The organism is Streptomyces sp. NBC_01551 (genome assembly GCF_026339935.1).
In the GTDB taxonomy this organism is placed as follows: Bacteria; Actinomycetota; Actinomycetes; order Streptomycetales; family Streptomycetaceae; genus Streptomyces.
This window is the reverse complement of the sequence record NZ_JAPEPX010000001.1, coordinates 1,280,124-1,302,913: the sequence shown is the minus strand read 5'-3', so window position 1 is coordinate 1,302,913 and position 22,790 is coordinate 1,280,124. Positions and strand designations below refer to the sequence as shown.

Below are 22,790 nucleotides of genomic sequence, written 5' to 3'. Positions count from 1 at the left end.
CGACCGCGCCCGCGGAGCCGATCGGATCCGCCCCGTCCGCCGCGCCCGGCCCGTCCGCCGGGTCGCCGGCCGGGCGGCCGGCGCTGCGGATCGTGCTCGTCGACGACGAGCGGATGGTCCGTACCGCCCTGCGGGTCATCCTGGACGCGGAACCCGACCTGGAGGTCGTCGGGGAGGCGGCCTCCGGTGCCGAGGCCGTCCCCCTGGTCCGCTCCCTCGCCCCCGACGTGGTGCTGATGGACGTCCGGATGCCGGAGATCGACGGCATCCGGGCCACCGAGCAGATCCTCGCCACCATGGCCGAGCCGCCCCGGATCGTGGTCGTCACCACCTTCGAGAACGACGCCTACGTGTACGACGCGCTGCGCGCGGGCGCCTGCGGGTTCCTCCTGAAGCGGGCCGACCCGGACGAGCTGACCGGCGCGGTCCGCCTCGTCGCCCGCGGGGACTCGCTGCTCTTCCCGGCGGCCGTACGCGCGCTGGCCGCCGCCCACACGCCCGCGGACCGGGCTCCGGCGGCCCCGGCCTGGGCGGCCAGGCTCACCGACCGGGAGGCCGACGTCCTGCGCCTGATGGCCACCGGGCTGTCGAACCACGAGCTGAGCGAGCGCCTCGGGGTCGGCCCGCAGACCGTCAAGACCCATGTCGCCGCGATCCTCGCCAAGACCGGCTCCCGCGACCGTACCCAGGCGGTCATCGCGGCCTACGAGGGGGGCTTCATCATGAGGAAAAGCTGAGAACCCGGCCACAATCGGGGCAGAGCGGAACGCCTGGGGCCGCTCGGACGTCCTTCTGGGGGATGAACAAGACGATCAGGCGTGCGTCGGTCTTCTGTCTGCTTCTGGTGCTGGCCCTTTTGGTGCGGGTCACCTGGGTGCAGGCATACCAAGGCCAGGCCCTCGCAGACGACGAACACAACCGGCGCAACCTCATCGGGCAGTACGAGAACCCGCTGGGCAACATCATCGTGGGCGGGGAGGCGATCACCGGCTCGACGAAGACGGGCGGCAAGGACTTCGGGTACAAGCGGACGTACACCGACGGCCCGCTCTACGCGCCGATCACGGGATACAGCTCGCAGGCCTACGGCACGACGATGCTGGAGGGCGTCTACAAGAACATCCTCAACGGCTCCGACAACCGGCTCAAGACCATCATGGACACGCTCACCAACAAGCGGGCCGACCCGGGCAACGTGCTGACCACCATCGACAAGGACGTGCAGAAGGCCACCTGGGACGCCCTCCAGGGCAAGCAGGGCTCCGCCGTGGCCATCGACCCGGCGACCGGCGAGATCCTCGCGGTCGTGAACAACTCCTCGTACGACCCCGGCCGCATCACCGGGGCCAACGACGAGGAGGCCTGGCAGGAGCTCTCCGCCGACCAGGGCAAGGCCATGGAGAACGTGGCGCTCCGCAAGCCCCAGGCGCCCGGCTCCACCTTCAAGCTGGTCACTCTGGCGGCGGCCATCGAGAACGGGCTGGTCACGAACATCGACACGCCCACGGGCACCCCCGACCCGTACACGATCCCCGGCACCCGCACTCTGCTGCCCAGCGAGGCGGGCTCGGCGGCCTGCAACAACGTGTCCCCGCGCACCGCGCTGCGGCTGTCCTGCAACAACGTGTTCGCGGAGCTCGCCTCCAAGCTCGGCCAGGACAAGATGCGCGCGATGGCGGAGAAGCTCGGCTTCAACACACAGATCGACACCCCGGTCCGCACCAACCCGGCGAGCAAGTACCCGTCGCAGAAGATGTCCGTCGACCAGGTCGCGCAGACGGGTATCGGCCAGTTCGACGTGCAGGCGACCCCGCTCCAGATGGCGATGGTGACGGCCGCGATCGAGAACGGCGGCAAGCTCGTCGCCCCGCACATGGTCTCCGAGGTCACCGATGCCGACGGGAACGTGCTGGAGAGCTTCAAGGACCCGAAGTCCGAGCAGGTCATGAAGGAGCGGACCGCGTCGATGCTCCAGGACGCCATGCGGACGGTCGCCACCGAGGGCGGCGGCAAGCCCGCCCAGGTGAAGGGCGCCGAGGTGGGCGGCAAGACCGGTACCGCCCAGCGCGGTGTGAACAACAGCAAGCCGCCGCTCGCCTGGTTCACCTCGTACGGCAAGGCCGACGGCAAGCAGATCGCCGTCGCCGTCGAGATCGAGAACTCGGACACCGACCGCTCCGAGATCGGCGGCGGCAAGCTGGCCGCGCCCATCGCCCAGAAGATGATGGCGGCGTGGCTGAAGAAGTAGGCATTCGAACTGACGGCTGACGCGCCGGGAACCGAACGGGGTTCCCGGCGCGTTTCCCTCTCCATGATCAGGACCGCGCGAACCGCAGACCTCGACGCCATCGCCGCCCTCCACACCCGCGCCCGGGCCACCTACTACCAGGGCCGGCTGCCCGCGGAGGCCTACAGCGGCGAAGCCGAACTCGCGCGGACCCGGGAGGGCTGGTCCCGGGCCGTCGCCCGCGCCACCGCCGACGGCGGGGTGCTCTGCGCCGAACGGGACGGTGAGCTGACGGGGGTCGCCGCCTTCCGCACCGTCGAGGGCGAGACCACCCTCACCCAGCTGCACGTGGACCCGGTCCACTGGCGCCGCGGCACCGGCGCCGCCCTGCACGCGGCCTGCCTCGACGCCTGGCGCCGGGCCGGGGTGGACCGGGTCCGGCTGGAGGTCTACGAGCACAACCTGCGCGCCCAGGCGTTCTACGCCGCCCACGGCTGGCTCGCGGACCCCGCCGGAGCGAAGTCCGGCTCGCACCTCACCCTCTGGCTGAGCGTGCCGCGGGCGTCCGGGGAATGAGACGCTCCACCAGGTGGTTGAAGCGGTAACTGTTTGATCTGGTCCCCGACCCCCTGAAACCGAAAGAGAAGAACCGACATGCGCGTCGAGATCTGGGCGGACATCGCCTGCCCCTGGTGCTACGTAGGAAAGGCACGGTTCACCAAGGGGCTCGCCGAGTTCGCCCACCGCGACCAGGTGGAGATCGTCTTCCGGTCGTTCGAGCTCGACCCGAACAGCCCCAAGGGCGTCGCCGCGCCCGTCGTGGAGATGCTCGCCAAGAAGTACGGCCGCACCCTCGACGAGGCCCGCGGCATGGAGGAGCACGTCGCCGCCAGCGCCCGCGCCGAGGGGCTGACGTACCGCACCGAGGGCCGCGACCACGGCAACACCTTCGACATCCACCGGCTGCTGCACCTGGCCGCCGCCCGCGGCCGCCAGGAGGAGCTGCTCGACCTCGCGTACCGGGCGAACTTCGGCGAGGAGCGCTCCGTCTTCGACCCCGAGGTGCTGGTCGCGCTCGCCGTCGAGGCGGGGCTGGACGAGGCGGAGGCCCGCGCGGTCCTCTCCGACGACTCCGCCTACGCCGCCGAGGTGCGAGCCGACGAGCGCGAGGCCGCCGAGCTCGGCGCCAACGCGGTGCCGTTCTTCGTCCTGGACCGCCGCTACGGCATCTCCGGCGGGCAGCCGGCCGAGGTGTTCACCCGGGCGCTGGAGCAGGCCTGGGCCGGCCGCGAGGTCGAGGAGCCGGCCGCCGGCGCCGAGGCGTGCGAGCCCGACGGGGCCTGCGAGGTCCCGCAGGCCTGACTCCCCGTCCGGCGCCGGCGCGCGCCGGACGGACCGGAACGGCCCTGTGGACTGGGGGCCGTTCCGGGCGCAGAGTTGACGGCATGATCCTTCCGCTCGCCGAAGCAGCCCGTGCCGAGTTCGCGCAGTCGACCACCTACCTCAACACCGCCAGCTGCGGGGTCCTCCCGCGCGCCGCCGTGGCGGAGGTGCGGGCGCTGGCCGAGGCCGCCGGCGCCGGAACCGACGCCGGATTCGGTGACTTCGACCGCGTCGGCCTGGCCCGGGATTCCTTCGCCCGGCTGGTCGGCGTCACGCCCGACCGGGTGGCCGTCGGGTCGGCCGTCGCCACCCATGTCGGCCTCGTCGCGGCCGCGCTCCCGCCCGGCGCCGAAGTGCTGTGCCCGGAGGGCGAGTTCGCCTCGGTGATCAACCCGTTCGTGGTGCGCGGCGACCTCAAGGTGCGCTTCGTCCCGCTGGAGGCGGTCGCCGCGTCCGTCGGCCCGGACACCGCGCTGGTCGCGATCAGCGCCGTCCAGTCCGCGGACGGCCGCACCGCCGACCTGCCCGCCATCCGCGCCGCGGCGGCCGGCTGCGGGGCCCGGATGCTGGTGGACGCCACGCAGGCCGCCGGCTGGCTGCCCTTCGACGCCTCGCCCTACGCCTACACCGTCACCGCCGGGTACAAGTGGCTGCTCGGGGCGCGCGGCGCCTCGTACCTCACCGTCTCGGAGGAGGCCCAGCACACCCTGACCCCGCTGCACGCCGGCTGGGTGGCGGCGGAGTCCGTCTGGGATGCCACCTACGGCCCGATGCGGGAACTGGCCTCTGGGGCGCGCCGGTTCGACGAGTCCCCGGCCTTCCTCGCCTACCACGCGGCCGCGCCCTCGCTGGCCCTGCTGGAGCGGATCGGCATCGACGCCGTGCACGCCCACGACACCGCCCTGGCCGCCCGCTACCGGGCCGGCCTCGCCCGCCTCGGCCACGAACCGGTGCCGGGCGACTCCCCGATCGTCGCGGTCCCGGGCCTGGCCGGGCGCCGGCCCGAGCTGCTCGCGGCCGGCATCGCCACCGCGGCCCGCGCGGGCGCCCTGCGGGCCTCGTTCCACCTCTACAACACCGAGGCGGACGTGGACCGCCTGCTGGACGTCCTGTCCGGCTGACGGCCTGACCGGCCTGACCGGCCGGCCTGTTTGGCCTGTTCGGCTTGACTGACCGACTGACCGACTGACCGACTGACCGACTGACCGACTGACCGACTGACCGACTGACCGACTGTTCGGCCTGACGCCTCACCGGCCTGACGGGCCCGGCGGGCCGGGCCGTCGGCGGCGTCAGGCGGAGGCCGCCGCCCACGCCGACTCCGCCGCGGCCACCGCCGGGCCGGCGTCGGCCGACAGGGCCGCGGCCAGGGCCGTCAGCGCCGACCGCACGGAATCCGGCGCCGCCGCCGCACCGTAGTGGTTGACCCGGACCATCTCCCGCGCCAGCGCGCCGCCGCCCGCCGCGAGCGGCGCCGCCGGGTCCGCCGACAGGGCCTTCGCCACCACCAGCGAGGCGTCCGCCACCCGCAGCGTGGTGGCCACCGGCGCCGCCTCCGCTTCGAGCGCCACGTACGGGGCGAGGCCCAGCGCCACCGCGCCCGCCCGGGTCGCCGCCGCGGCGGCCGCGTGGCGGGCCATCACGGCCGGCAGCCCCTCGGCCGCGATCCGGTCCAGGCAGGCCTCCAGCGCCAGCATCTCCAGCTGCGCAGGGGCATGCAGCAGCGCCGTGCGCCCGCCGTCGATCCAGCGCTCCTTCCAGTCCAGGAGGGACAGGTACGAGCGCCTGGGCGCGGCCGGGTTCTGCGCGAACCGGGCCCACGCCCGCTCCGAGACCGACACCGCCGACACCCCCGCCGGGCCGCCCATCGCCTTCTGGGCGCCGATCACGCACAGGTCCACGCCCCACGCGTCCGGCAGCAGCGGCTCCGCGCCCACCGAGGCCACCGCGTCCAGCATGAACAGCGCCCCGTGGGCCCGCACCGCCTCGCCGATCTCCGCGACCGGGTTCGTGTTCCCGGTCGCCGCCTCCGCGTGCACCAGCGAGACGAAGTCGATCTCCGGGTGCTCGGCCAGCGCCCGCGCGACCCGCTCCCCGCTCACCGCCGTGTCGAAGGGCACCGCCAGGTCCACGACATGGGCCCCGCAGTCGCGCAGCCAGTTGCCGAAGGTGGTCCCGTACGGGCCGGTGACGATGTTCAGCGCCGTCGATCCGGGGCGCGCTCCCGAGCGGATGCACGCCTCCAGCGGCAGCAGCGCCTCGCCCTGGGTGATGACCACGTCCTGCCCGGTCCCGAGCAGGCCGGCGACTCCCCGCTCGATCGACGCGAAGTGCTCGGCGGTCAGCGGCGGGAGGTCCAGGAAGGGGTGCGTCACGGTGCTGCTCTCTTCGCCCGGGGTTACCGGGAGAGCCTACCGAGCACGCACGTACAGTGCCGACATGAGCGATGTGAGCGATGTGCTGCACGTGAAGGGGCGGGTGCTCGTCGGGCCCGACGAGGTCCGCGACGAGCTCTGGGTGGTGGGCGGCAGGATCTCGTACGAGCGCCCGCGCGCGGCCGCCCACGAGATCACCACGGTGACCGGCTGGGTCCTGCCCGGCCTGGTCGACGCGCATTGTCACGTGGGACTGGATGCCCACGGTCCGGTCGACGCCGAGACCGCCGAGGCGCAGGCCCTCGCCGACCGCGACGCCGGCACCCTGCTGATCCGCGACGCCGGATCCCCCTCCGACACCCGCTGGATCGACGACCGCGAGGACCTGCCGAAGATCATCCGGGCGGGCCGGCACATCGCGCGCACCCGCCGCTACATCCGCAACTACGCCCACGAGATCGAGCCCGCCGACCTCGTCGAGTACGTCGGCCGCGAGGCCCGGCGCGGCGACGGCTGGGTGAAGCTGGTCGGCGACTGGATCGACCGCGACGCCGGCGACCTGACGGCCTGCTGGCCGCGCGCCGAGGTCGAGGCGGCCATCGCCGAGGCCCACCGGCTGGACGCCCGGGTCACCGCGCACTGCTTCGCGGAGGACTCGCTGCGCGACCTGGTCGAGGCGGGCATCGACTGCGTCGAGCACGCCACCGGTCTCACCGAGGACACCATCCCGCTGTTCGCGGAGCGCGGGGTGGCGATCGTCCCGACCCTGGTGAACATCGCGACGTTCCCGAAGCTGGCGGCGGGTGGCGAGGCGAAGTTCCCCGGCTGGTCGGCCCACATGCGACGGCTCCACGAGCGCCGCTACGACACGGTGCGGGCCGCCTACGACGCGGGCATCCCGGTGTACGTCGGCACGGACGCGGGCGGATCCCTGCCGCACGGGCTGGTCGCCGCCGAGGTCGCGGAGCTGGTGCGGGCCGGGATCCCGCCGCTGGACGCCCTCTCGGCGACGGCCTGGGCGGCGCGCGAGTGGCTGGGCAGGCCAGGCCTGACCGAGGGCGCGCCGGCCGACCTGGTGGTCTACGGCAGCGACCCGCGCGCCGACGTACGCAGCCTGGCGCAGCCGCTGCGCGTTGTCGTGGGCGGCAAGGTCCGCGCCTGAGCGCGGGGTTGACGGGGCGTGACGTCAGGGCCCGGACGGTCGTTGTGAACGGCCGCGCCGGGCCCTTGCGGGAGCGGAATTCGCTCACGCCTGCGGCATTTGCGTGGCGGGAGGGAACTCGCGTTCCGTGTGGGGTGCATGAAATCGAATTCGTGCACGGAAACCACCCTTTGGGGTGAACTCACGCCATGTGCGCGCCCGTTCACTCACAGTGCGTAAAGATTCCGGGAGCCGAAGCCGTCGGCGCGCGCGATGTCCCCCATTGGCGGCGCGACGGCACCCATCTTCCCGGGGGTTCCACCACCTTGAACAGCAACACCTTCCGCATGCCCGCGGCCGCCCTGCTCGCCACGGGAGCGGTCGCCCTGCTCACCGCGCCGCCCGCCTTCGCCACCGCAGGCGCCCCCACCGGGGGCGAGGGCAAGGCCGGGGCCGTCGTCCTGCGCGCCAACCTCGACGTCGGTTTGCTCAACAAGACCGTCCACGTCCCGCTGAAGACCGAACTCAACGAGGTCAGCGCCCCCGAGACGGCCCGCAAGACCGCGCTCACCGTCACCCTGGACGGGGTCGAGGGAGGGAAGGAGGTCAGCGTGCTGCGCGCGGACGTGGCCACCTCCAAGGCCACGGCGGACGGGCGGCGCGCCGAGGCGGAGGCGAACCTCGCCAACGCCAAGGTGCACGTGCCGGGGCTGCCGCTGCTCTCCCTCATCCAGGTGGAGAAGGTCACGTCCAAGGCGGTGTGCGAGGCCGGCCGCAAGCCGGAGGCCAGCTCCAACGCGCTGGGGGCCGTGACCGTGCTCGGCAAGAAGGTCACCCTCTCGGTCGGCGGCCCGACCAAGGTCGAGGTACCGAAGGTCGGCCTGGTCAGCCTGGAGCTGTCCGGTACGCAGACCACCTCGACCACGGCCGCCGCGGCCGCGCTCCGGCTCAAGGTGTCGGTGAACCCGCTGGACCTGAACGTCGCCGAGGTCGACGGCGAGATCGTCCTGGCCGAGGCGCACTGCGAGTCCCCGAAGGCGCCGGAACCGGACCCGTCCGCGAAGCCCGACGTCAAGCCGCAGACGGCCTCCGGCACCGCCGGGACCGCCGTGACCCAGGCCAACCTGGCCGAGACCGGCGGCGGTTCCCTCACCCCGTACATGGTGGGCGGCGCGGTGGTCCTGCTCGGCATCGGCGCGGGCGCGCTGGTGGTGTCCCGGCGCGGCCGCGCCTCGTAGGACGACCGTACCCGTCAGCGGGTGGCGTGCTCCAGGCCCTGACCGCCGGCGCCACGTGACATCACGGCCATGGTGACCTGCTTGTCGATGGCCGCGTACTCCTTCTGCTTGGCGGCGCCGACGGCGCTGTCACCGGGGGCGCAGGAGGCGCACACGACCCGGAACGGCGGTCCCATGTCCGAGTACTGCGTCAGGTACTCGGCCTTGGTGACCTCCCAGCGGCCGGGGTGCGAGGCCGCCGGGGAGAAGGTGAAGCGGGGGATCGAGGACTGGTTGCCGCGGAGCTTGTCGGCCGGCACGAAGCTGGCGACCTGGTCGCCCATGCCGAAGACGACCCAGGTCCCGTTGATCTTCTCGTAGGGCTGCGGCACGTGGTTGTGCGTGCCGATGATCAGATCGATGTCGGGAAGGCCGTCCGCCCCCTTGGAGGCGGTCAGCGCCTGCGCCAGCTCGCGCTGCTGCTGGTCGGGCGCCGTCTGCCACTCGGTGCCCCAGTGGACGCTGAGCACGACCACCTGCGCGCCGGCCGCGCGGGCGGCGCGGGCGTCCTCGATGATCCGCTTCTGGTCGATCAGGTTGACGGACCAGGGCTTGTCCTGGGGGAGCGGAATGCCGTTGGTGCCGTACGTGTACGACAGCTGGGCGATCTTCGCGCCGCCCGCGGTCACCAGGGCGGGGGCCTTCGCCTCCGCGGCGCTGCGGGCGGATCCGACGTGCTTGATGCCGACGCGGTCGAGGTGGTCGAGGGTGCGGGCGAGGCCGGCGTAACCGGCGTCGAGGGTGTGGTTCGAGGCCGTCGAGCAGCTCTCGTACCCGGTGTCCTTGAGCGCGTCGGCCAGCTCGTGCGGGGCCTTGAAGGTGGGGTAGCCGGTGTAGGGCCCGCCCGGTTCCCCGTACGGGATCTCGTGGTGGCATATCGCCACGTCGGCGGCGGAGACGATGGGCTTCACGCCGGCGAGTATCTTGCGGAAGTCGTGCCCCTTGCCGCCCGCGTCGGCCGCGGACCGCTCGATGATCGAGGGGTACGGGATGATGTCGCCCGTCGCGACGAGGGTGAACGGCTTGCCCTCGGGCGCGGGGGTGCCGGTCTTGCCGCCCGCCTTCCCCTGGAGCCGCTGCTGTGTGGCGCCCTTGCCGCCGTCGTCGAGCAGCGTGGGAACGGCGTAGATCCCGCCGCCCACGACCGCCAGCCCGGCCACGGCCGCGGCTATCTTGGCCGATGCCTTCATGTCTTGTCCCCCTGGTGTTGCCCTGCGTGCCAGTCAGATCATCGCTCAATACGACTGCCACGCCGGTACCCGCCCCGACTCGCGTGCCGCCGCGCGCCCCCCGACACCGCCACCCCAACCGCCCGTTCGGCGGCCCGCCAGAGCAGGGCCCTTCGGCCCGGCCCCGGCCTCGGCCCGGCCTCGGCGCAGGTCGGCTGGGCGCAGGCCTCGGTCGCGGGGTTCGGCACCCGTGTGCGGGACGCGGCCGGTTGGTCTCGGCCCGGGCTCGGGCGCCGGGGTTCGGCACCCGTTGGCAGGGGCGGTGCGTCCAGTCGGCGCGGGGTCGGCTCAGTGCCGCGCCGGGGCGGGGGTTGGTGCCCGCGGGTGTTCGGGAGGGCGGGGGCCGGCCCCGGTGGGTTCAGCGCGCGGCCAGCGCCAGGGCGTGGTCGAGGGCCTGGAGGAGGCGGCCCGTCGTCGCGCGGTCTCGGACCGCGATGCGGAGCCAGGAGCGGTCCAGGCCCGGGAACGTGTCGCCGCGGCGGACGGCGAAGCCCAGGGCGCGCAACCGGGTCCGTACCTCCGCGGCGCCCGCCACCCGGATCAGGACGAACGGACCCTCCGCCACCCCGGACACCGTGATCTCCTCGAACTCCGTGAGCCCGGCCAGCAGATGCGCCCGGTCCACCGCGATCCGCCGGGCCGCGGCCTCAGCCTCCGCCAGCGCCGCCGGGGCGACACACGCCTCGGCCGCCACCAGCGCAGGCGTCGACACCGGCCACAGCGGCTGCGCGGCCGCCAGCTTCGCGATCACCTCCGGCTCGGCCAGTACGTAGCCGATCCGCAGCCCCGCCAGCCCCCACGTCTTCGTCAGGCTCCGCAGGACCACCAGCCCGGGGACGTCCATCCGCCCGGCCAGGGCCTCCCGTTCACCCGGGACCGCGTCCATGAACGCCTCGTCCACCACCAGGATCCGGCCCGGCCGGGCCAGGGCGGCCAGCGTGGCCGCCGGGTGCAGGACCGACGTCGGGTTGGTCGGGTTCCCGACCACCACCAGGTCGGCGTCCTCCGGTACCGCCGCCGGGTCCAGCCGGAAGCCGTCCGCCGCCTTCAACAGCACCCGCCGTACCCGGTGCCCGGCGTCCCGCAGGGCCGACTCCGGTTCCGTGAACTGCGGGTGCACCACGACCGGACGTACGGCCCCCAGGGCCCGCGCGATCAGTACGAACGCCTCCGCCGCCCCGGCCGTCAGCAGCACCCGCTCGACCGGGAGCTCGTGCCGGGCCGCCACGGCCGCCCGCGCCGCCCGCCCGTCCGGGTACGCGGCCAGGTCCCCGAGCGAGGCGGCGATCCGCTGCTTGAGCCACTCCGGCGGCGTCTCCGACCGCACGTTCACCGCCAGGTCCACCAGCGCGCCGCCCGCGTCCATCACCTCCGCGTCCCCGTGGTGGCGCAGGTCGTGCGCGTGCGCCGTGGCCACCGCGCAGGTCGCCGCCACCGACCGCCGCTTGGGTACGAGGAGTTCCCCGCCGCCCGCGAGCGCCGCGGCCTCCGCCACCGAGGGGGTCCCGGTGGCGTCCCGTACGGCGTCGGAGGGATGCGGTACGGCCACCGCGGCCAGTTCCTCGGCGCGGTAGCCGATCAGCGGCACGCCGAAACGTTCCGCCGCCCCCGCGATCCCCGGCTCCCCGGCCTTCGAGTCCACCGTGGCCAGCGCCGTCACCGCCTCGACCGGCAGCCCGGCCCCCCGCAGCGTCTCCTCGACCAGCGCGCACACCTCCGCCACCGAGACCCCCGCGCGGCCACCGACCCCGACCACCAGCCGCGTCGTGTACTCGCCCACCGGGATCACCCTTCCTTCGTCAACAGTTCGTGTCCCGCCACCCGCGCGCGGAGGTGCGCGCGCGGCCGACAGTCGGTATTCAGGGGCACATGGCCGTGATCGTGGCGTTGGGCGCGTTCCTGATGACCCTGGCGGGCGGGTGGACGGCGCAGCGCGTCACCGACCGCCGCCACCTCGTGCTGGGCCTCGCCGGCGGGCTGATGCTCGGCGTCGTCGGCCTCGACCTGCTGCCGGAGTCGCTGCACGCGGCGGGCCGCGAGGTGTTCGGCGTACCGCTCGCCCTGCTGCTGTTCGTGGCCGGGTTCCTGGTCGCGCACGTGGTGGAGCGGCTGCTGGCGGTACGTCAGGCCGCGCACGGCGCCGAGAACGGGGGCCGGGTGCCCCAGGTCGGGCTGACGGCGGCCGCCGCGATGGTCGGGCACAGCCTCGCCGACGGCGTGGCGCTGGGCGCGGCCTTCCAGGTCGGCGGCGGGATGGGGGTGGCCGTCGCGCTGGCCGTCATCACCCACGACTTCGCCGACGGGTTCAACACGTACACGCTGACCCGGCTGTACGGAAACGAGCGCCGCAAGGCCGTGATGATGCTCTTCGCGGACGCGGCGGCCCCCGTGGTGGGCGCGGCGTCCACCCTGCTGTTCACCCTTCCGGAGGAACCCCTCGGGGCGTACCTCGGCTTCTTCGGGGGTGTCCTGCTGTACCTGGCCGCCGCCGAGATCCTGCCCGAGGCGCACCACGAGCACCCCGCCCTGTCCACGCTGATGTGCACGGTGGGCGGGGTGGCCGGGATCTGGCTCGTGGTGGGCCTCGCGGACTGAGCTCACGGGCGGGTTGCCGTCGTCGCCGCCGCTGCCGCCGCTCGGGTGAAGCGGAGGGCCACCGAGGGCTCCGCCGCCCAGTGCGTGTGCAGGTAGCTGGCGTGCACGCCCTGCTGTACGAAGCCCTCGACGCGGCGTTCGGGATGCGTGAACCCCCACGCCGGCGCGGCTCCCGAGCCGGGCTCGATCACCGTGCGGTGGAACTCGTGCCCGCGCAGCCGGGTGCCGGTGGCGGCGAGCGGGCTGTCGGACACCGCCACCGCCTCGCGGTAGCCGAGCGTGAGCCGCTCCGACATCCGGGCGTCGGCGTCGAGGACCCCGCACATCGGCTTGCCGTCGAGCGAGCGGGCGAGGTACAGCAGCCCGGCGCACTCGGCGGCGACCGGGCCGCCGGCCGCGGCGAAGTCTGCGACGGCCTTGCGGAGCGGTTCGTTGGCGGACAGCTCCGGTGCGTACATCTCCGGGAACCCGCCGCCGATCACCAGGCCGGTGGTGCCGGTGGGGAGCGCCTCGTCGCGCAGCGGGTCGAAGGTGACGACCTCCGCCCCGGCGGCGGTGAGCAGCTCCACGTGCTCGGCGTAGGAGAACGTGAACGCGGCCCCGCCGGCGACGGCGATGACCGGTGCCGCGCCGTTGCCGGGGGCGCCGTCCCCGGGCCCTCCCCCGGCTACCGCTGGGGGTACCCCCAGTGTGTCGAACGCCGGCGAGGCCGCACGGGGGGACCAGGCCTCGCAGTGCAGCGGCGGGGCCGTGCGGGCCAGGGCCATCAGGGCGTCCAGGTCGCAGCCCGCCCGGACCTGCGCGGCCAGTGCCGACACCGAGGCCAGGGCGTCGGTGTGCCGTTCGGCCACCGGGACCAGCCCCAGGTGCCGCGACGGCGCGGCCACCTGCGGAGCCCGCCGCAGGACGCCGAGGACCGGCGTCCCGGCCTCCTCCAGCGCCTCCCGCAGCATCGCCTCGTGGCGGTCGGAGCCGACCTTGTTCAGGATCACGCCCCCCAGCCGCACCTGTGGGTCGAACGAGGCGAAGCCGTGCACCAGCGCCGCCACCGACCGCGACTGCGACGACGCGTCGACGACCAGTACCACCGGCGCCCGCAGCAGCTTCGCCACCTGCGCCGTCGACGCCAGCTCGCCCCGCCCCGCGGCCCCGTCGTAGAGCCCCATGACGCCCTCGACCACCGCCAGGTCACACCCCGCCGCCCCGTGCGCGAACAGCGGAGCGATCAGCTCCGGCCCGCACATGAAGGCGTCCAGGTTCCGCCCCGGCCGCCCCGTGGCCAGCGCGTGGTAGCCCGGGTCGATGTAGTCGGGCCCGGCCTTGTGCGGGGACACGGCGAGGCCGCGCTCCGAGAAGGCCGCCATCAGGCCCGTCGCGACGGTCGTCTTGCCGCTGCCGGAGGACGGCGCGGCGATGACCAGTCGCGGCACGTTCACGGACGTCACCACTCGATGCCCTTCTGGCCCTTCTGGCCGGCGTCCATCGGGTGCTTGATCTTGGTCATCTCGGTGACCAGGTCCGCGAACTCCACCAGCTTCTCCGGCGCGTTGCGCCCCGTGATCACCACGTGCTGCGTACCCGGACGGTTGCGCAGCACCTCGATGACCTCGTCCACGTCGATCCAGCCCCAGTGCATGGGGTACGCGAACTCGTCCAGCACGTACAGCTTGTGCGTCTCGGCGGCCAGGTCGCGCTTGACCTGCTCCCAGCCCTCCTTCGCAGCCTGCTCGTTGTCGAGCTGCGCGTCGCGCTGGACCCAGGACCAGCCCTCGCCCATCTTGTGCCAGACGACCGAGCCGCCCTCGCCGGAGGCGCCCAGCACCTTGAGCGCGTTCTCCTCGCCGACCTTCCACTTCGCCGACTTGACGAACTGGAACACCCCGATCGGCCAGCCCTGGTTCCACGCGCGCAGCGCCAGCCCGAAGGCCGCCGTCGACTTGCCCTTGCCCGGGCCGGTGTGGACGAAGACGAGCGGGCGGTTGCGGCGCTGGCGCGTCGTGAGTCCGTCGTCCGGAACGCTGGTCGGCTGTCCCTGCGGCATTACGCGGCCCTCCTGTTGGTGGGTGATGACTGAGAGGTCACTGCGGTACGTACGTTCTTCACTAGTCCGGCCAGCGAGTCGGCCCGCAGCCCGACGAGGGTGACGGCGGGCCCGCCGAGGTCGGCGGCGAGCGCCCCGGCCAGCCCCAGCCGGACCGGCCCCGATTCGCAGTCGACGACCACCGAGGCGACGTGCTCGGCGGCCAGTATGCGGGCGCTGCGCCGGGAGAGCTCACGGGGATCCCCGCCGAGCGCCCCGGCCGAGGTGGCCCGGCCGTCGGTGACGACCACCAGCAGCGGCCGCCGGCTCGGATCCCGCAGCCGCTCGATCCGCAGCACCTCGTGCGCCTTGAGCAGCCCGGAGGCCAGCGGGGTCCGGCCGCCGGTCGGCAGCTGCTCCAGCCGGGCCGCGGCGGCGTCGACCGAGGAGGTCGGCGGCAGCGCCAGCTCGGCGGCGGCGCCGCGGAAGGTGATCAGGCCGACCTTGTCGCGGCGCTGGTAGGCGTCCAGCAGCAGGGACAGCACCGCGCCCTTGACCGCGCTCATGCGCTGCCGGGCGGCCATCGAGCCGGAGGCGTCGACGACGAACAGCACGAGGTTGCCCTCGCGGCCCTCCCGGGTGGCCTGCCGGAGGTCGTCCTTGCGGACCACCAGCCCGCGCCCGCTGCGCCCGCGGGCCTTCTGGTGCGGGGCGGCGGCCTGGATGGTGGCGGTCAGGTGCAGCTTCGTCAGGTGCCCGCGCGGGCGCTGGGCGCCGGTGGTGCGGCCGTGGGCGGTGCGGGCGCGGGAGCGCCGCCCGGACGCGCCCTCGCCGAGGCCGGGCACGCTGAGCATCTTGGTCCGGAACGGCTCGGCGGCGCGTACGGCGGCCTGCTCGGGCCCGGCGCCCCCGTTCTCCTGAGCGGAGGGCTGCGGCTCGGGAGCCTCCGCCGGGTCGGGCCGCGGCTCGGTCTCGGGTGCGTCGGGTGCGTCGGGGGCCTCGGGGCCGGCCTCCTGCGGGGGCAGGCCGCCGGGGCCGCCGTCGGGCCCGCCGTCGTCCGGGCCGTTGTCGTCGGGGCCCTCGGGACCCTCGGAGCCGGGCTCCGGGTCGGGGTCCGGCTCGGGCTCCGGCTCCTCGTCGGGGAACTCGTCGAGGATCCGGTCGAGCATGTCCTCGTCGAGCCCGGGCGCGTCGAACGGGTTGCGGCGCCGCCGGTGGGGGAGCGCCAGCAGGGCGGCCTGGCGGACGTCCTCCTTGCGCACGTCGGTCCGCCCGGCCCAGGCGGCCAGCGCCGTCGCGGTCCGGGCCATCACGATGTCGGCGCGCATCCCGTCGACCTCGAACCCGGCGCAGGTCGCCGCGATCTGAAGCAGCGCGGTGTCGCCGAGCGAGACCTTCGGGAGCAGCGCCCGCGCGGCCACCACCCGGGCGCGGACCTCGTGCTCGTCCCCGGCCCACCGGGACGCGAAGCCCGCCGGATCGTCCTCGTAGGCGAGTCGTCGGCGCACGACCTCGACGCGTTGCGCGGGCTCGCGGGAGGCGGCCACCTCGACGGTGAGCCCGAACCGGTCCAGGAGCTGCGGGCGGAGCTCGCCCTCCTCCGGGTTCATGGTGCCGACCAGCAGGAACCGGGCGGCGTGCCGGACGGAGACGCCCTCGCGCTCGACGTACGAGGCGCCCATCGCGGCGGCGTCGAGGAGCAGGTCGATCAGGTGGTCGTGGAGGAGGTTGACCTCGTCGACGTAGAGGATCCCCCGGTGCGCGTCGGCGAGCAGGCCGGGCTCGAAGGCCTTGACGCCCTCGGCGAGGGCGCGCTCGATGTCGAGGGCGCCGACGAGGCGGTCCTCGGAGGCGCCGACCGGCAACTCGACCATGCGCGCGGGGCGCGTGGTGCCGGGGCCGCTCTCGTGGGGGCCGTCGGGGCAGGCCGGGTCGGGCGCGGCGGGCGCGCAGCTGAACCGGCAGCCGGGTACGACGTCCACCTGCGGCAGCAGCGCGGACAGCGCGCGGACGGCGGTGGACTTGGCGGTCCCCTTCTCGCCGCGCACGAGCACGCCGCCGACCGCTGGGCTCACGGCGTTGAGCAGGAGCGCCAGCCGCAGGTCGGTCTGGCCGACCACTGCGGTGAACGGGTAGGGCGTGCTCATGCGGTGCCTCCTTCTGGGCGGGTACGGGTGTGCGTGCGGGGGCCGACTCCCGCGGTCCGGACGCTCGGCGCGGTCCGGACGCTCGGCGCGGTCCGGACGCTCGGCGCGGTCCGGACGCTCGGCGCGGTCCGGGCGCTCGCCGCGGTCCGGACGCGGATCGCCGCGGCGCGGGGCCGTTCCCGCAGGGCGGTTCGCGCCGCGGGCCGGGTGCCGGTCGCGGGTTGGGCGTGGTGTGCGGGGCGGCAGGGGGATGTCGCCGCGTTGGGCCGTCCACCCGCGGTCCCCGGCAGCGGCGCCGTGCTCGTGGCGGGTCCGGGCAGGGTCCGGGGCGACCGGGTCCGGGCGGAGCCCGGGGAACCGTGGAAGGGCGGGCAGGGGAAGGCCGCCCGCAGGGGCGCGGCCGTCACGGGGCACCCGGGGGGAGGAAGGGGAGGCCCGACGGGGCTCCGGTCTCGATCAGGCGGAGCAGCCCGGCGGTATCGGCGTGCTCCTCGATCAGGTCGCCCAGCAGGTCCAGCTGCTCCTCCCGCAGCGCCCCGAAGGACGTGTCGGGAGCAGGCACGAAGCGGCGCCCGGCCGCCGCCGCCACCTCCCGGAGGAACGCCCGCCGGAAGCCGTCCGACTCCAGCGACCCGTGCCAGTGCGTCCCCCACACCGCCCCCACCCGGCAGCCGTCCAGGAAGGGCTCCCCGCCCAGCACCTCGGCCACGCCGTGGTGGATCTCGTACCCCGTCACCGGTTCGCCCAGCGCGGAGCCGACCGGCCGCGCCAGCGTCTTCTCCCGCTCGAAGCGGACCCGTACCGGCAGCAGCCCGAGCCCGTCCACCGACCCCGCCCGCGACTCGACCTCGTCCTCGATGTGCTCGCCCAGCGCCTGGAACCCGCCGCAGATGCCCAGCACCGGGCGGCCCTGGGCGGCCCGCCGCGCCAGGGCATCGGCGAGCCCGCGCTCGCGCAGCCACTCCAGCGCCCTCACGGTGCCCCGCGTCCCCGGGACGACGACCAGGTCCGCGTCGGCCAGCTCCTCCGCCCGGTCCACGAACCGCACCACGACCCCCGGCTCCGCCGCGAGCGCGTCGACGTCCGTGAAGTTCGACATCAGCGGCACCGCACACACCGCGACCCGCAGCACGTCCTCGCCGACCGGCGGCGCCACCACCGACTCGCGGACCGCGCCCCGCAGGGAGACCCGGAGCCCGTCCTCCTCGTCGATGCCGAGGCCGTGCCGGAACGGCAGCACGCCGTACGTGGCCCGCCCCGTCAGCCCGCGCAGCATCTCCATGCCGGGCTCCAGCAGCGAGACGTCGCCCCGGAACTTGTTGACCAGGTAGCCCGCGATCAGCGACTGGTCCTGCGGCGACAGCAGCGCCGTCGTACCGAAGAACGACGCGAAGACCCCGCCCCGGTCGATGTCGCCGACCACGACCACCGGGAACCGCGCGGCCCGCGCGATCCCCATGTTCACGATGTCCGTCCGCCGCAGGTTGATCTCGGCCGGACTGCCCGCCCCCTCGCAGATCACGGCGTCATACGTGCCCCGCAGCTGCTCCAGGCAGTCCGTGACGACGCCGAGCAGCTGCTCCTGGCGGCCGCCGTGGTAGCCCCGGGCGCTCATCTCGCCCACCGGCTTGCCCAGCAGCACCACCTGGCTGCTGCGGTCACTGCCGGGCTTGAGCAGCACCGGGTTCATCAGCGCCGTCGGCTCCACGCGGGCGGCTTGCGCCTGCATCGCCTGTGCCCGCCCGATCTCCGCGCCCTCGCGCGTCACGAACGAGTTCAGCGACATGTTCTGCGCCTTGAACGGGGCGACCTTCACGCCCTGCCGGGCCAGCCACCGGCAGATGCCGGCCGTGACCACGCTCTTGCCCGCGTCCGACGTCGTACCGGCGACGAGGAGTCCGCCGCCCAGCTTGGTGGCGCTCACGCGCGTCCCCTCCCAACCCACCGTGACACCGCACACCGCAGTGCCACACACGTGCCCAGCGCCAGCCACGTCACCTGCCGCGACAGCCGCACCGCCCGCTCGATGTCAGCGACCTCCACGGGCCGCCCCGCCTCGCCGTTCAGCACGGCCCGGTGCTCGACGCGGCCGCCGTACGCCAGCGTCCCGCCCAGCCGGACGCCGAGCGCCCCCGCGAACGAGGCCTCCACCGGCCCGGCGTTCGGGCTCGGGTGCTCGGCGGCGTCCGCGCGCCAGGCCCGTACGGCTCCCCGCCGGTCGGGGCCGGCCACCACGGCGGCCAGCGCCGTCAGGCGCGCCCCCGGCCAGCCCGCGAGATCGTCGAGCCGGGCCGAGGCCCAGCCGTAGCGCAGGTAGCGGGGGGACTTGTGGCCCACCATCGCGTCCAGGGTGTTCACGGCGCGGAACGCCAGCAGCCCGGGGACTCCGGCGGCGGCGCCCCAGACCAGTGCCCCGACCACGGCGTCGGAGGTGTTCTCGGCGACGGACTCCACCACCGCGCGGGCCATCTGCTGCTCGTCCAGGGAGTGCGGGTCGCGCCCGCACAGGTGCGGCAGCCGCTCGCGGGCCACCTCGGCGTCCCCGGCGGCGAGCGCCCCGCCGATGGCGCGGGCCTCGCGGCCCAGCGAGGTGCCGCCCACGACGGCCCAGGTGGCGGCGGCGGTGAGGGCGATACGGGCCACAGCGGGCCGGGAGCGCACGGCGCGGGCGCCCAGCGCACCGACGACGGCAGCGCCCCCCGCGCACACCAGGGTGTGCACGGCGCCCCGCACGCGGTCGTCGCGCCACAGGGCGCGCTCGACGGCAGCGGCGGCTCGTCCGAAGGCGGCCACGGGGTGCCCTCGGCGCGGATCACCGAGGATCCGGTCGCCGATCAGGCCCGCCGCGGCGCCGTACGCGTAGACGCGGTCGGCACGCATGGTGCAGGTATGTCCTCACTCAGGGTCCGCGCCCTGGTTCGACGTGTCCGGCGGCGAGAGTTCCTGGCTCCCGGGGACCCGCCGCGGCGGGCGCTCCCCGGTGACAGTGGCGGGACCGCGCCGGATTCGCACCGGACTTCCTCTCCATGCCGCCGTACTGGCTCGGGCAGTCCACCACGCAGTGCGAACGCCCGTCAACTCGCCGTTGACCTGCGGCGAGACATGTCACAGGCCGCGCCCGGCGCACGCGAAAGCTCCCCCCGGAAGAACCGGAGGGAGCGGTCGCACGAAGCGTGCGTCAGACGACGGTCAATGCGTCAGGCGACGATCAGGTAGATCCCGTACGTCACGGCCGCCGCGACGAGCGCGAAGCAGGCGTACGCGCCGCTGCGCGCCAGGGTCGCGGAGCCGCCCTGCTCGGTGGCGGCCTCGTGCTTGGACAGACCCACCAGGCCCAGGGTGAACAGGGCCACGAGGGCGACGGTGGCGGAGAGGCTGACCCCGAAGACGGAGCCGAGTGCTTCCCAGTCGATTTCCATACCGCTGAATCCTCTGTCGTTCTCGGGGTCAGACCGCGGCGGCCGGAGCCGTCGGGGTCGTCGGGGCGGCCGCCGGGATGGTGGCCTTCAGGTCCTCGTCCGTGACGGCGGCGGTCGTACCGGGAGCACCGGCAGCGCCGGCGGCGGCGACGGTCGGCGGGACGGTGACGGCCGCGATGGCCGTGGTGACGACACCCGGCTCCTCGGCGGCGGCCGACCGGACGTCGTTCACGTTCTGGTGGTCGACGACCTGGCGGCGCGAGATGACCCAGATGGCGACGCAGGAGCCGACGAGGAAGACCGCGACGGCGGCGACGCCGATGTCACCGCTGCGCATGACCAGTTCCGCACCGGAGGCGACCAGCGCGGCGGCCGGAAGCGTCAGGCCCCAGGCGATGAACATGCGGGTCGCGGTGGACCAGCGGACCACACCGCCCTTGCGGCCGAGGCCCGCGCCCATGACGGCGCCGGAGCAGGCGTGGGTGGTGGAGAGCGAGAAGCCGAGGCTGGAGGAGGCCAGGATGACGCTGGCGGCCGAGGTCTGGGCGGCGAAGCCCTGCTGCGGCTGCAGGTCGGTCAGGCCGCTGCCCATGGTCCGGATGATGCGCCAGCCGCCGAGGGAGGTGCCGAGCGCGATGGCCAGACCGGCGGAGATGATGACCCACACCGGCGGGTTCGCACCCGAGTCCAGGGCGCCGCCCGCGACGAGCGCGAGGGTGATGATGCCCATCGTCTTCTGCGCGTCGTTGGTGCCGTGCGCGAGGGAGACGAGACCGGCCGAGGCGATCTGCCCGGCGCGGTAGCCCTTGGTGGCGGTCTTCTCGCCGACCTTGCCGCCGAGCTTGTACGTGACCTTGGCGGCCAGCATCGCGGCCACACCGGCCACGATCGGGGCGGCGACGGCCGGGATCAGCACCTTGGTGACGACGACGCCGCCGTTGACCGCGCCGATGCCGGCGGAGGCGACCGCGGCACCGATCAGACCGCCCATCAGGGCGTGGGACGAGCTGGAGGGGAGCCCCACCAGCCAGGTGACGAGGTTCCAGAGGATCGCGCCGACCAGGGCCGCGAAGATCACTTCGGGCTGGATGCCCTCCTCGTTGATCAGGCCCTTGGAGATCGTCTTGGCGACCTCCACGGACATGAACGCGCCGACGAGGTTGAGCACGGCGGACATGGCCACCGCCGTCTTGGGCTTGAGGGCGCCGGTCGAGATGGTGGTAGCCATCGCGTTGGCTGTGTCGTGGAAACCGTTCGTGAAGTCGAACACGAGAGCGGTGATGATCACGATCCCGAGGAGAAGCGTTATGTGCTCCATTTACCCAGGCTTCTGTTTGACGTCAGTGGCAGGTGGACCGTAGGCAACCTGGATGAACGGAAGGTGAACTGAAATGGGCGGTGTGGTGGAGCGGGCCGTCCCGCCATCACGACCTTCGTCCGGATTCAGGCGTAGATATATCGATTAATGCACGTCAAGGGCGGGTGAACGAACGCCCGCGGGTCGCGGGCGCGGCGTGTTCGACCACCTCCCCAGGGACCCCGAAGAGACCTAGATCACTCCTCGGGCCGCTCGCCGCGGGCGTGCTCCGTCCCTCGTTCCGCTTATCGCCGGAAGGAGGCGCTCCATCGGCCGTTCCCCCGACTCCGTCGCGGCGCTCCGGTGGCCCCCGCGACCCCGCGCGCCGACACTGGAGCGGTGCGCACCGCAACGGTGACGGCCGCGGCCGTCACGACGACGCTCCTGGGAGCCGGGGCGGCCGCGATCGCCGCCGGCCGGTACGCGGCGGACGCGGCCCTGCGGCCCGAACCCGGCCGCCCGCTGCCCGGCGGGCCGAGGCTCAGCGTCCACGGCGCCGCCGCCGGCCGGGTCGCGCTGACCCGCTCGCTCGCCTCCCTGCTGCCCGGTACCTACGGACTGGCCGCGCCCGGCGTGCACGCGGTGGTCGGCCCCGTCCTCACCGACGTCCCGCACGGCCCGGACACCGTCGTGCGCAGGCTGCTCGCCGTCACCCACGGCAGCCTCGAACCCGGCACCCGCGTCACCCTCACGCCCCAGGTCCACCTCGGCAACCCGCGCACCGCCCTCGGGCTCGACCACGCCGACGTCGACGTCCCCGGGGAGCTCGGCCCGCTGCCGGCCTGGTTCGTGCCCGCCGCCCGTGACACGTGGGTGATCACCGTGCACGGGCTCGGCGCCGGCCGGGAGCACCCCATGGTGGTCATGCCGTTCCTGCACCGCCAACGGCTGCCGGTCCTCGACCTGGCCTACCGGGGCGACCTCGGTGCCCCCGCCTCCCCCGACGGCCTGGGCCACCTCGGCGAGTCCGAGTGGCGGGACCTGGACGCCGCCATCCGCTACGCCCTGCGCTACGGCGCCCGCCGGGTCGTCCTGCACGGCTGGTCCACCGGCGCCGCCATGGCCCTGCATGCCGCCGAGCGCTCGGCGCTGGCCGGCCGGATCGCCGGGCTCGTGCTGGACTCGCCGGTGCTCGACTGGCACGCCACGCTGCGCGCGCTCGTGGCCGCCCGCCGCACCCCGGCCCCGCTGCTGCCGCTCGCGATCCGGGCCGCCGAGGGGCGCGCGGGACTGCGGACGGCCGACCGGCGGGCCCCGGGCGCGGACGCCGCCGCGCTGAAGGTGCCCGTGCTGATCTTCCACGGCCCGGACGACACCCTCGCCCCCTGGGAGCCCTCCCGCCGGCTCGCGGACGCCCGGCCGGACCTCGTCACCCTGCAGACCGTCCGCGACGCCCCGCACGGGGCGATGTGGAACGCCGACCCGGCGCGCTACGAGGAGGCGCTGCGCCGGTTCCTGACCCCTCTTATGTGACCCCGCGTGTGACGCTGACCTCGGCGGGGTGTGTGACGCTGCGGTGAAGGCCCTGTCACATGCGGGGCGGGGAGGGTGGGTTGTCCTGGTCTGCCCGCGTGTCGACCAGTGGAAGCGGCCCATTCCGTTTGGGCTTTCGGCCAGTGA

19 protein-coding genes and 1 riboswitch are annotated in these 22,790 nt (G+C 74.4%); of the genes, 9 read left to right on the top strand and 10 right to left on the bottom strand.

The window, feature by feature from the left end; genetic code table 11:
* Positions 1-83: 83 nt before the first annotated feature.
* From OG982_RS05755 to OG982_RS05735, 5 genes are all read left to right on the top strand, one after another.
* Positions 84-737: a response regulator transcription factor gene (locus OG982_RS05755; protein ID WP_266792180.1), complete on the top strand. Its 654-nt coding sequence runs from the start codon at positions 84-86 to the stop codon at positions 735-737.
* A gap of 62 nt (positions 738-799) precedes the next feature.
* Entirely contained in the window at positions 800-2,248 is a 1,449-nt protein-coding gene (locus tag OG982_RS05750) for a penicillin-binding protein 2 (RefSeq protein WP_266948018.1), read from the top strand.
* 63 nt (positions 2,249-2,311) lie between these two features.
* On the top strand, positions 2,312-2,803 hold the full coding sequence (locus OG982_RS05745) for a GNAT family N-acetyltransferase (RefSeq protein WP_266948017.1): 492 nt from the start codon (positions 2,312-2,314) through the stop codon (positions 2,801-2,803).
* A 78-nt stretch (positions 2,804-2,881) separates the two neighbouring features.
* Complete coding sequence (locus tag OG982_RS05740; protein ID WP_266789136.1) at positions 2,882-3,589, top strand: DsbA family oxidoreductase; 708 nt, start codon at positions 2,882-2,884, stop codon at positions 3,587-3,589.
* A gap of 83 nt (positions 3,590-3,672) precedes the next feature.
* Positions 3,673-4,731, top strand: a complete 1,059-nt coding sequence (locus OG982_RS05735; RefSeq protein ID WP_266948016.1) for an aminotransferase class V-fold PLP-dependent enzyme — start codon at positions 3,673-3,675, stop codon at positions 4,729-4,731.
* 171 nt (positions 4,732-4,902) lie between these two features.
* On the opposite strand, the gene OG982_RS05730 is transcribed toward OG982_RS05735, so the two are convergent.
* Positions 4,903-5,985: an alanine--glyoxylate aminotransferase family protein gene (locus tag OG982_RS05730; protein WP_266789139.1), complete on the bottom strand. Its 1,083-nt coding sequence runs from the start codon at positions 5,983-5,985 to the stop codon at positions 4,903-4,905.
* A 64-nt stretch (positions 5,986-6,049) separates the two neighbouring features.
* Here OG982_RS05730 and OG982_RS05725 point away from each other — a divergent pair, with 64 nt between their 5' ends.
* On the top strand, positions 6,050-7,147 hold the full coding sequence (locus tag OG982_RS05725; RefSeq protein ID WP_266948015.1) for an amidohydrolase family protein: 1,098 nt from the start codon (positions 6,050-6,052) through the stop codon (positions 7,145-7,147).
* A 305-nt stretch (positions 7,148-7,452) separates the two neighbouring features.
* A complete protein-coding gene (locus OG982_RS05720) occupies positions 7,453-8,364 on the top strand; it encodes an SCO1860 family LAETG-anchored protein (protein WP_266789143.1) in 912 nt (303 codons plus the stop codon).
* Positions 8,365-8,378: 14 nt separating this feature from the next.
* On the opposite strand, the gene OG982_RS05715 is transcribed toward OG982_RS05720, so the two are convergent.
* Together OG982_RS05715 and cobC are read right to left on the bottom strand one after the other, a co-directional pair.
* The gene (locus OG982_RS05715) at positions 8,379-9,593 is read right to left on the bottom strand and encodes a CapA family protein (protein WP_266948014.1); all 1,215 of its coding nucleotides are present in this window, start codon (positions 9,591-9,593) and stop codon (positions 8,379-8,381) included.
* A gap of 397 nt (positions 9,594-9,990) precedes the next feature.
* Complete coding sequence (gene cobC, locus OG982_RS05710; protein WP_266948013.1) at positions 9,991-11,412, bottom strand: Rv2231c family pyridoxal phosphate-dependent protein CobC; 1,422 nt, start codon at positions 11,410-11,412, stop codon at positions 9,991-9,993.
* A gap of 89 nt (positions 11,413-11,501) precedes the next feature.
* Between cobC and OG982_RS05705 the strand changes: the two genes are divergently transcribed.
* Entirely contained in the window at positions 11,502-12,227 is a 726-nt protein-coding gene (locus OG982_RS05705; RefSeq protein ID WP_266789149.1) for a ZIP family metal transporter, read from the top strand.
* A 2-nt stretch (positions 12,228-12,229) separates the two neighbouring features.
* Here OG982_RS05705 and OG982_RS05700 read toward each other — a convergent pair whose 3' ends face one another.
* The 7 genes from OG982_RS05700 to OG982_RS05670 form a co-directional block, all read right to left on the bottom strand.
* On the bottom strand, positions 12,230-13,663 hold the full coding sequence (locus OG982_RS05700; protein WP_266948011.1) for a cobyrinate a,c-diamide synthase: 1,434 nt from the start codon (positions 13,661-13,663) through the stop codon (positions 12,230-12,232).
* A 5-nt stretch (positions 13,664-13,668) separates the two neighbouring features.
* A complete protein-coding gene (cobO, locus tag OG982_RS05695) occupies positions 13,669-14,268 on the bottom strand; it encodes a cob(I)yrinic acid a,c-diamide adenosyltransferase (protein ID WP_266789153.1) in 600 nt (199 codons plus the stop codon).
* A complete protein-coding gene (locus OG982_RS05690) occupies positions 14,268-16,394 on the bottom strand; it encodes a putative cobaltochelatase (RefSeq protein WP_266948009.1) in 2,127 nt (708 codons plus the stop codon). The genes cobO and OG982_RS05690 overlap by 1 nt, the downstream gene beginning before the upstream one ends.
* Before the next feature lie 403 nt (positions 16,395-16,797).
* Entirely contained in the window at positions 16,798-18,303 is a 1,506-nt protein-coding gene (locus OG982_RS05685; protein ID WP_266792182.1) for a cobyric acid synthase, read from the bottom strand.
* Positions 18,304-18,314: 11 nt separating this feature from the next.
* The gene (locus OG982_RS05680) at positions 18,315-19,274 is read right to left on the bottom strand and encodes a cobalamin biosynthesis protein (RefSeq protein ID WP_266948008.1); all 960 of its coding nucleotides are present in this window, start codon (positions 19,272-19,274) and stop codon (positions 18,315-18,317) included.
* A 57-nt stretch (positions 19,275-19,331) separates the two neighbouring features.
* Positions 19,332-19,418: riboswitch (cobalamin riboswitch) on the bottom strand.
* Between the two features lie 173 nt (positions 19,419-19,591).
* The gene (locus OG982_RS05675; protein WP_266789159.1) at positions 19,592-19,813 is read right to left on the bottom strand and encodes a hypothetical protein; all 222 of its coding nucleotides are present in this window, start codon (positions 19,811-19,813) and stop codon (positions 19,592-19,594) included.
* A gap of 28 nt (positions 19,814-19,841) precedes the next feature.
* The gene (locus tag OG982_RS05670) at positions 19,842-21,131 is read right to left on the bottom strand and encodes an inorganic phosphate transporter (RefSeq protein WP_266789160.1); all 1,290 of its coding nucleotides are present in this window, start codon (positions 21,129-21,131) and stop codon (positions 19,842-19,844) included.
* A 378-nt stretch (positions 21,132-21,509) separates the two neighbouring features.
* Between OG982_RS05670 and OG982_RS05665 the strand changes: the two genes are divergently transcribed.
* Entirely contained in the window at positions 21,510-22,643 is a 1,134-nt protein-coding gene (locus tag OG982_RS05665) for an alpha/beta hydrolase (RefSeq protein ID WP_266789162.1), read from the top strand.
* Positions 22,644-22,790: the final 147 nt, after the last annotated feature.

Excerpts from the sequence above, each read along its gene's own strand:
- cobO (WP_266789153.1), bottom strand. The coding sequence starts at position 14,268 with ATGCCGCAGGGACAGCCGACCAGCGTTCCGGACGACGGACTCACGACG.
- OG982_RS05745 (WP_266948017.1), top strand. The coding sequence starts at position 2,312 with ATGATCAGGACCGCGCGAACCGCAGACCTCGACGCCATCGCCGCCCTC.
- OG982_RS05680 (WP_266948008.1), bottom strand. The coding sequence starts at position 19,274 with ATGCGTGCCGACCGCGTCTACGCGTACGGCGCCGCGGCGGGCCTGATC.
- OG982_RS05690 (WP_266948009.1), bottom strand. The coding sequence starts at position 16,394 with ATGAGCACGCCCTACCCGTTCACCGCAGTGGTCGGCCAGACCGACCTG.
- OG982_RS05670 (WP_266789160.1), bottom strand. The coding sequence starts at position 21,131 with ATGGAGCACATAACGCTTCTCCTCGGGATCGTGATCATCACCGCTCTC.
- OG982_RS05740 (WP_266789136.1), top strand. The coding sequence starts at position 2,882 with ATGCGCGTCGAGATCTGGGCGGACATCGCCTGCCCCTGGTGCTACGTA.
- OG982_RS05705 (WP_266789149.1), top strand. The coding sequence starts at position 11,502 with ATGGCCGTGATCGTGGCGTTGGGCGCGTTCCTGATGACCCTGGCGGGC.
- OG982_RS05715 (WP_266948014.1), bottom strand. The coding sequence starts at position 9,593 with ATGAAGGCATCGGCCAAGATAGCCGCGGCCGTGGCCGGGCTGGCGGTC.
- OG982_RS05725 (WP_266948015.1), top strand. The coding sequence starts at position 6,050 with ATGAGCGATGTGAGCGATGTGCTGCACGTGAAGGGGCGGGTGCTCGTC.
- OG982_RS05675 (WP_266789159.1), bottom strand. The coding sequence starts at position 19,813 with ATGGAAATCGACTGGGAAGCACTCGGCTCCGTCTTCGGGGTCAGCCTC.
- OG982_RS05735 (WP_266948016.1), top strand. The coding sequence starts at position 3,673 with ATGATCCTTCCGCTCGCCGAAGCAGCCCGTGCCGAGTTCGCGCAGTCG.
- OG982_RS05750 (WP_266948018.1), top strand. The coding sequence starts at position 800 with ATGAACAAGACGATCAGGCGTGCGTCGGTCTTCTGTCTGCTTCTGGTG.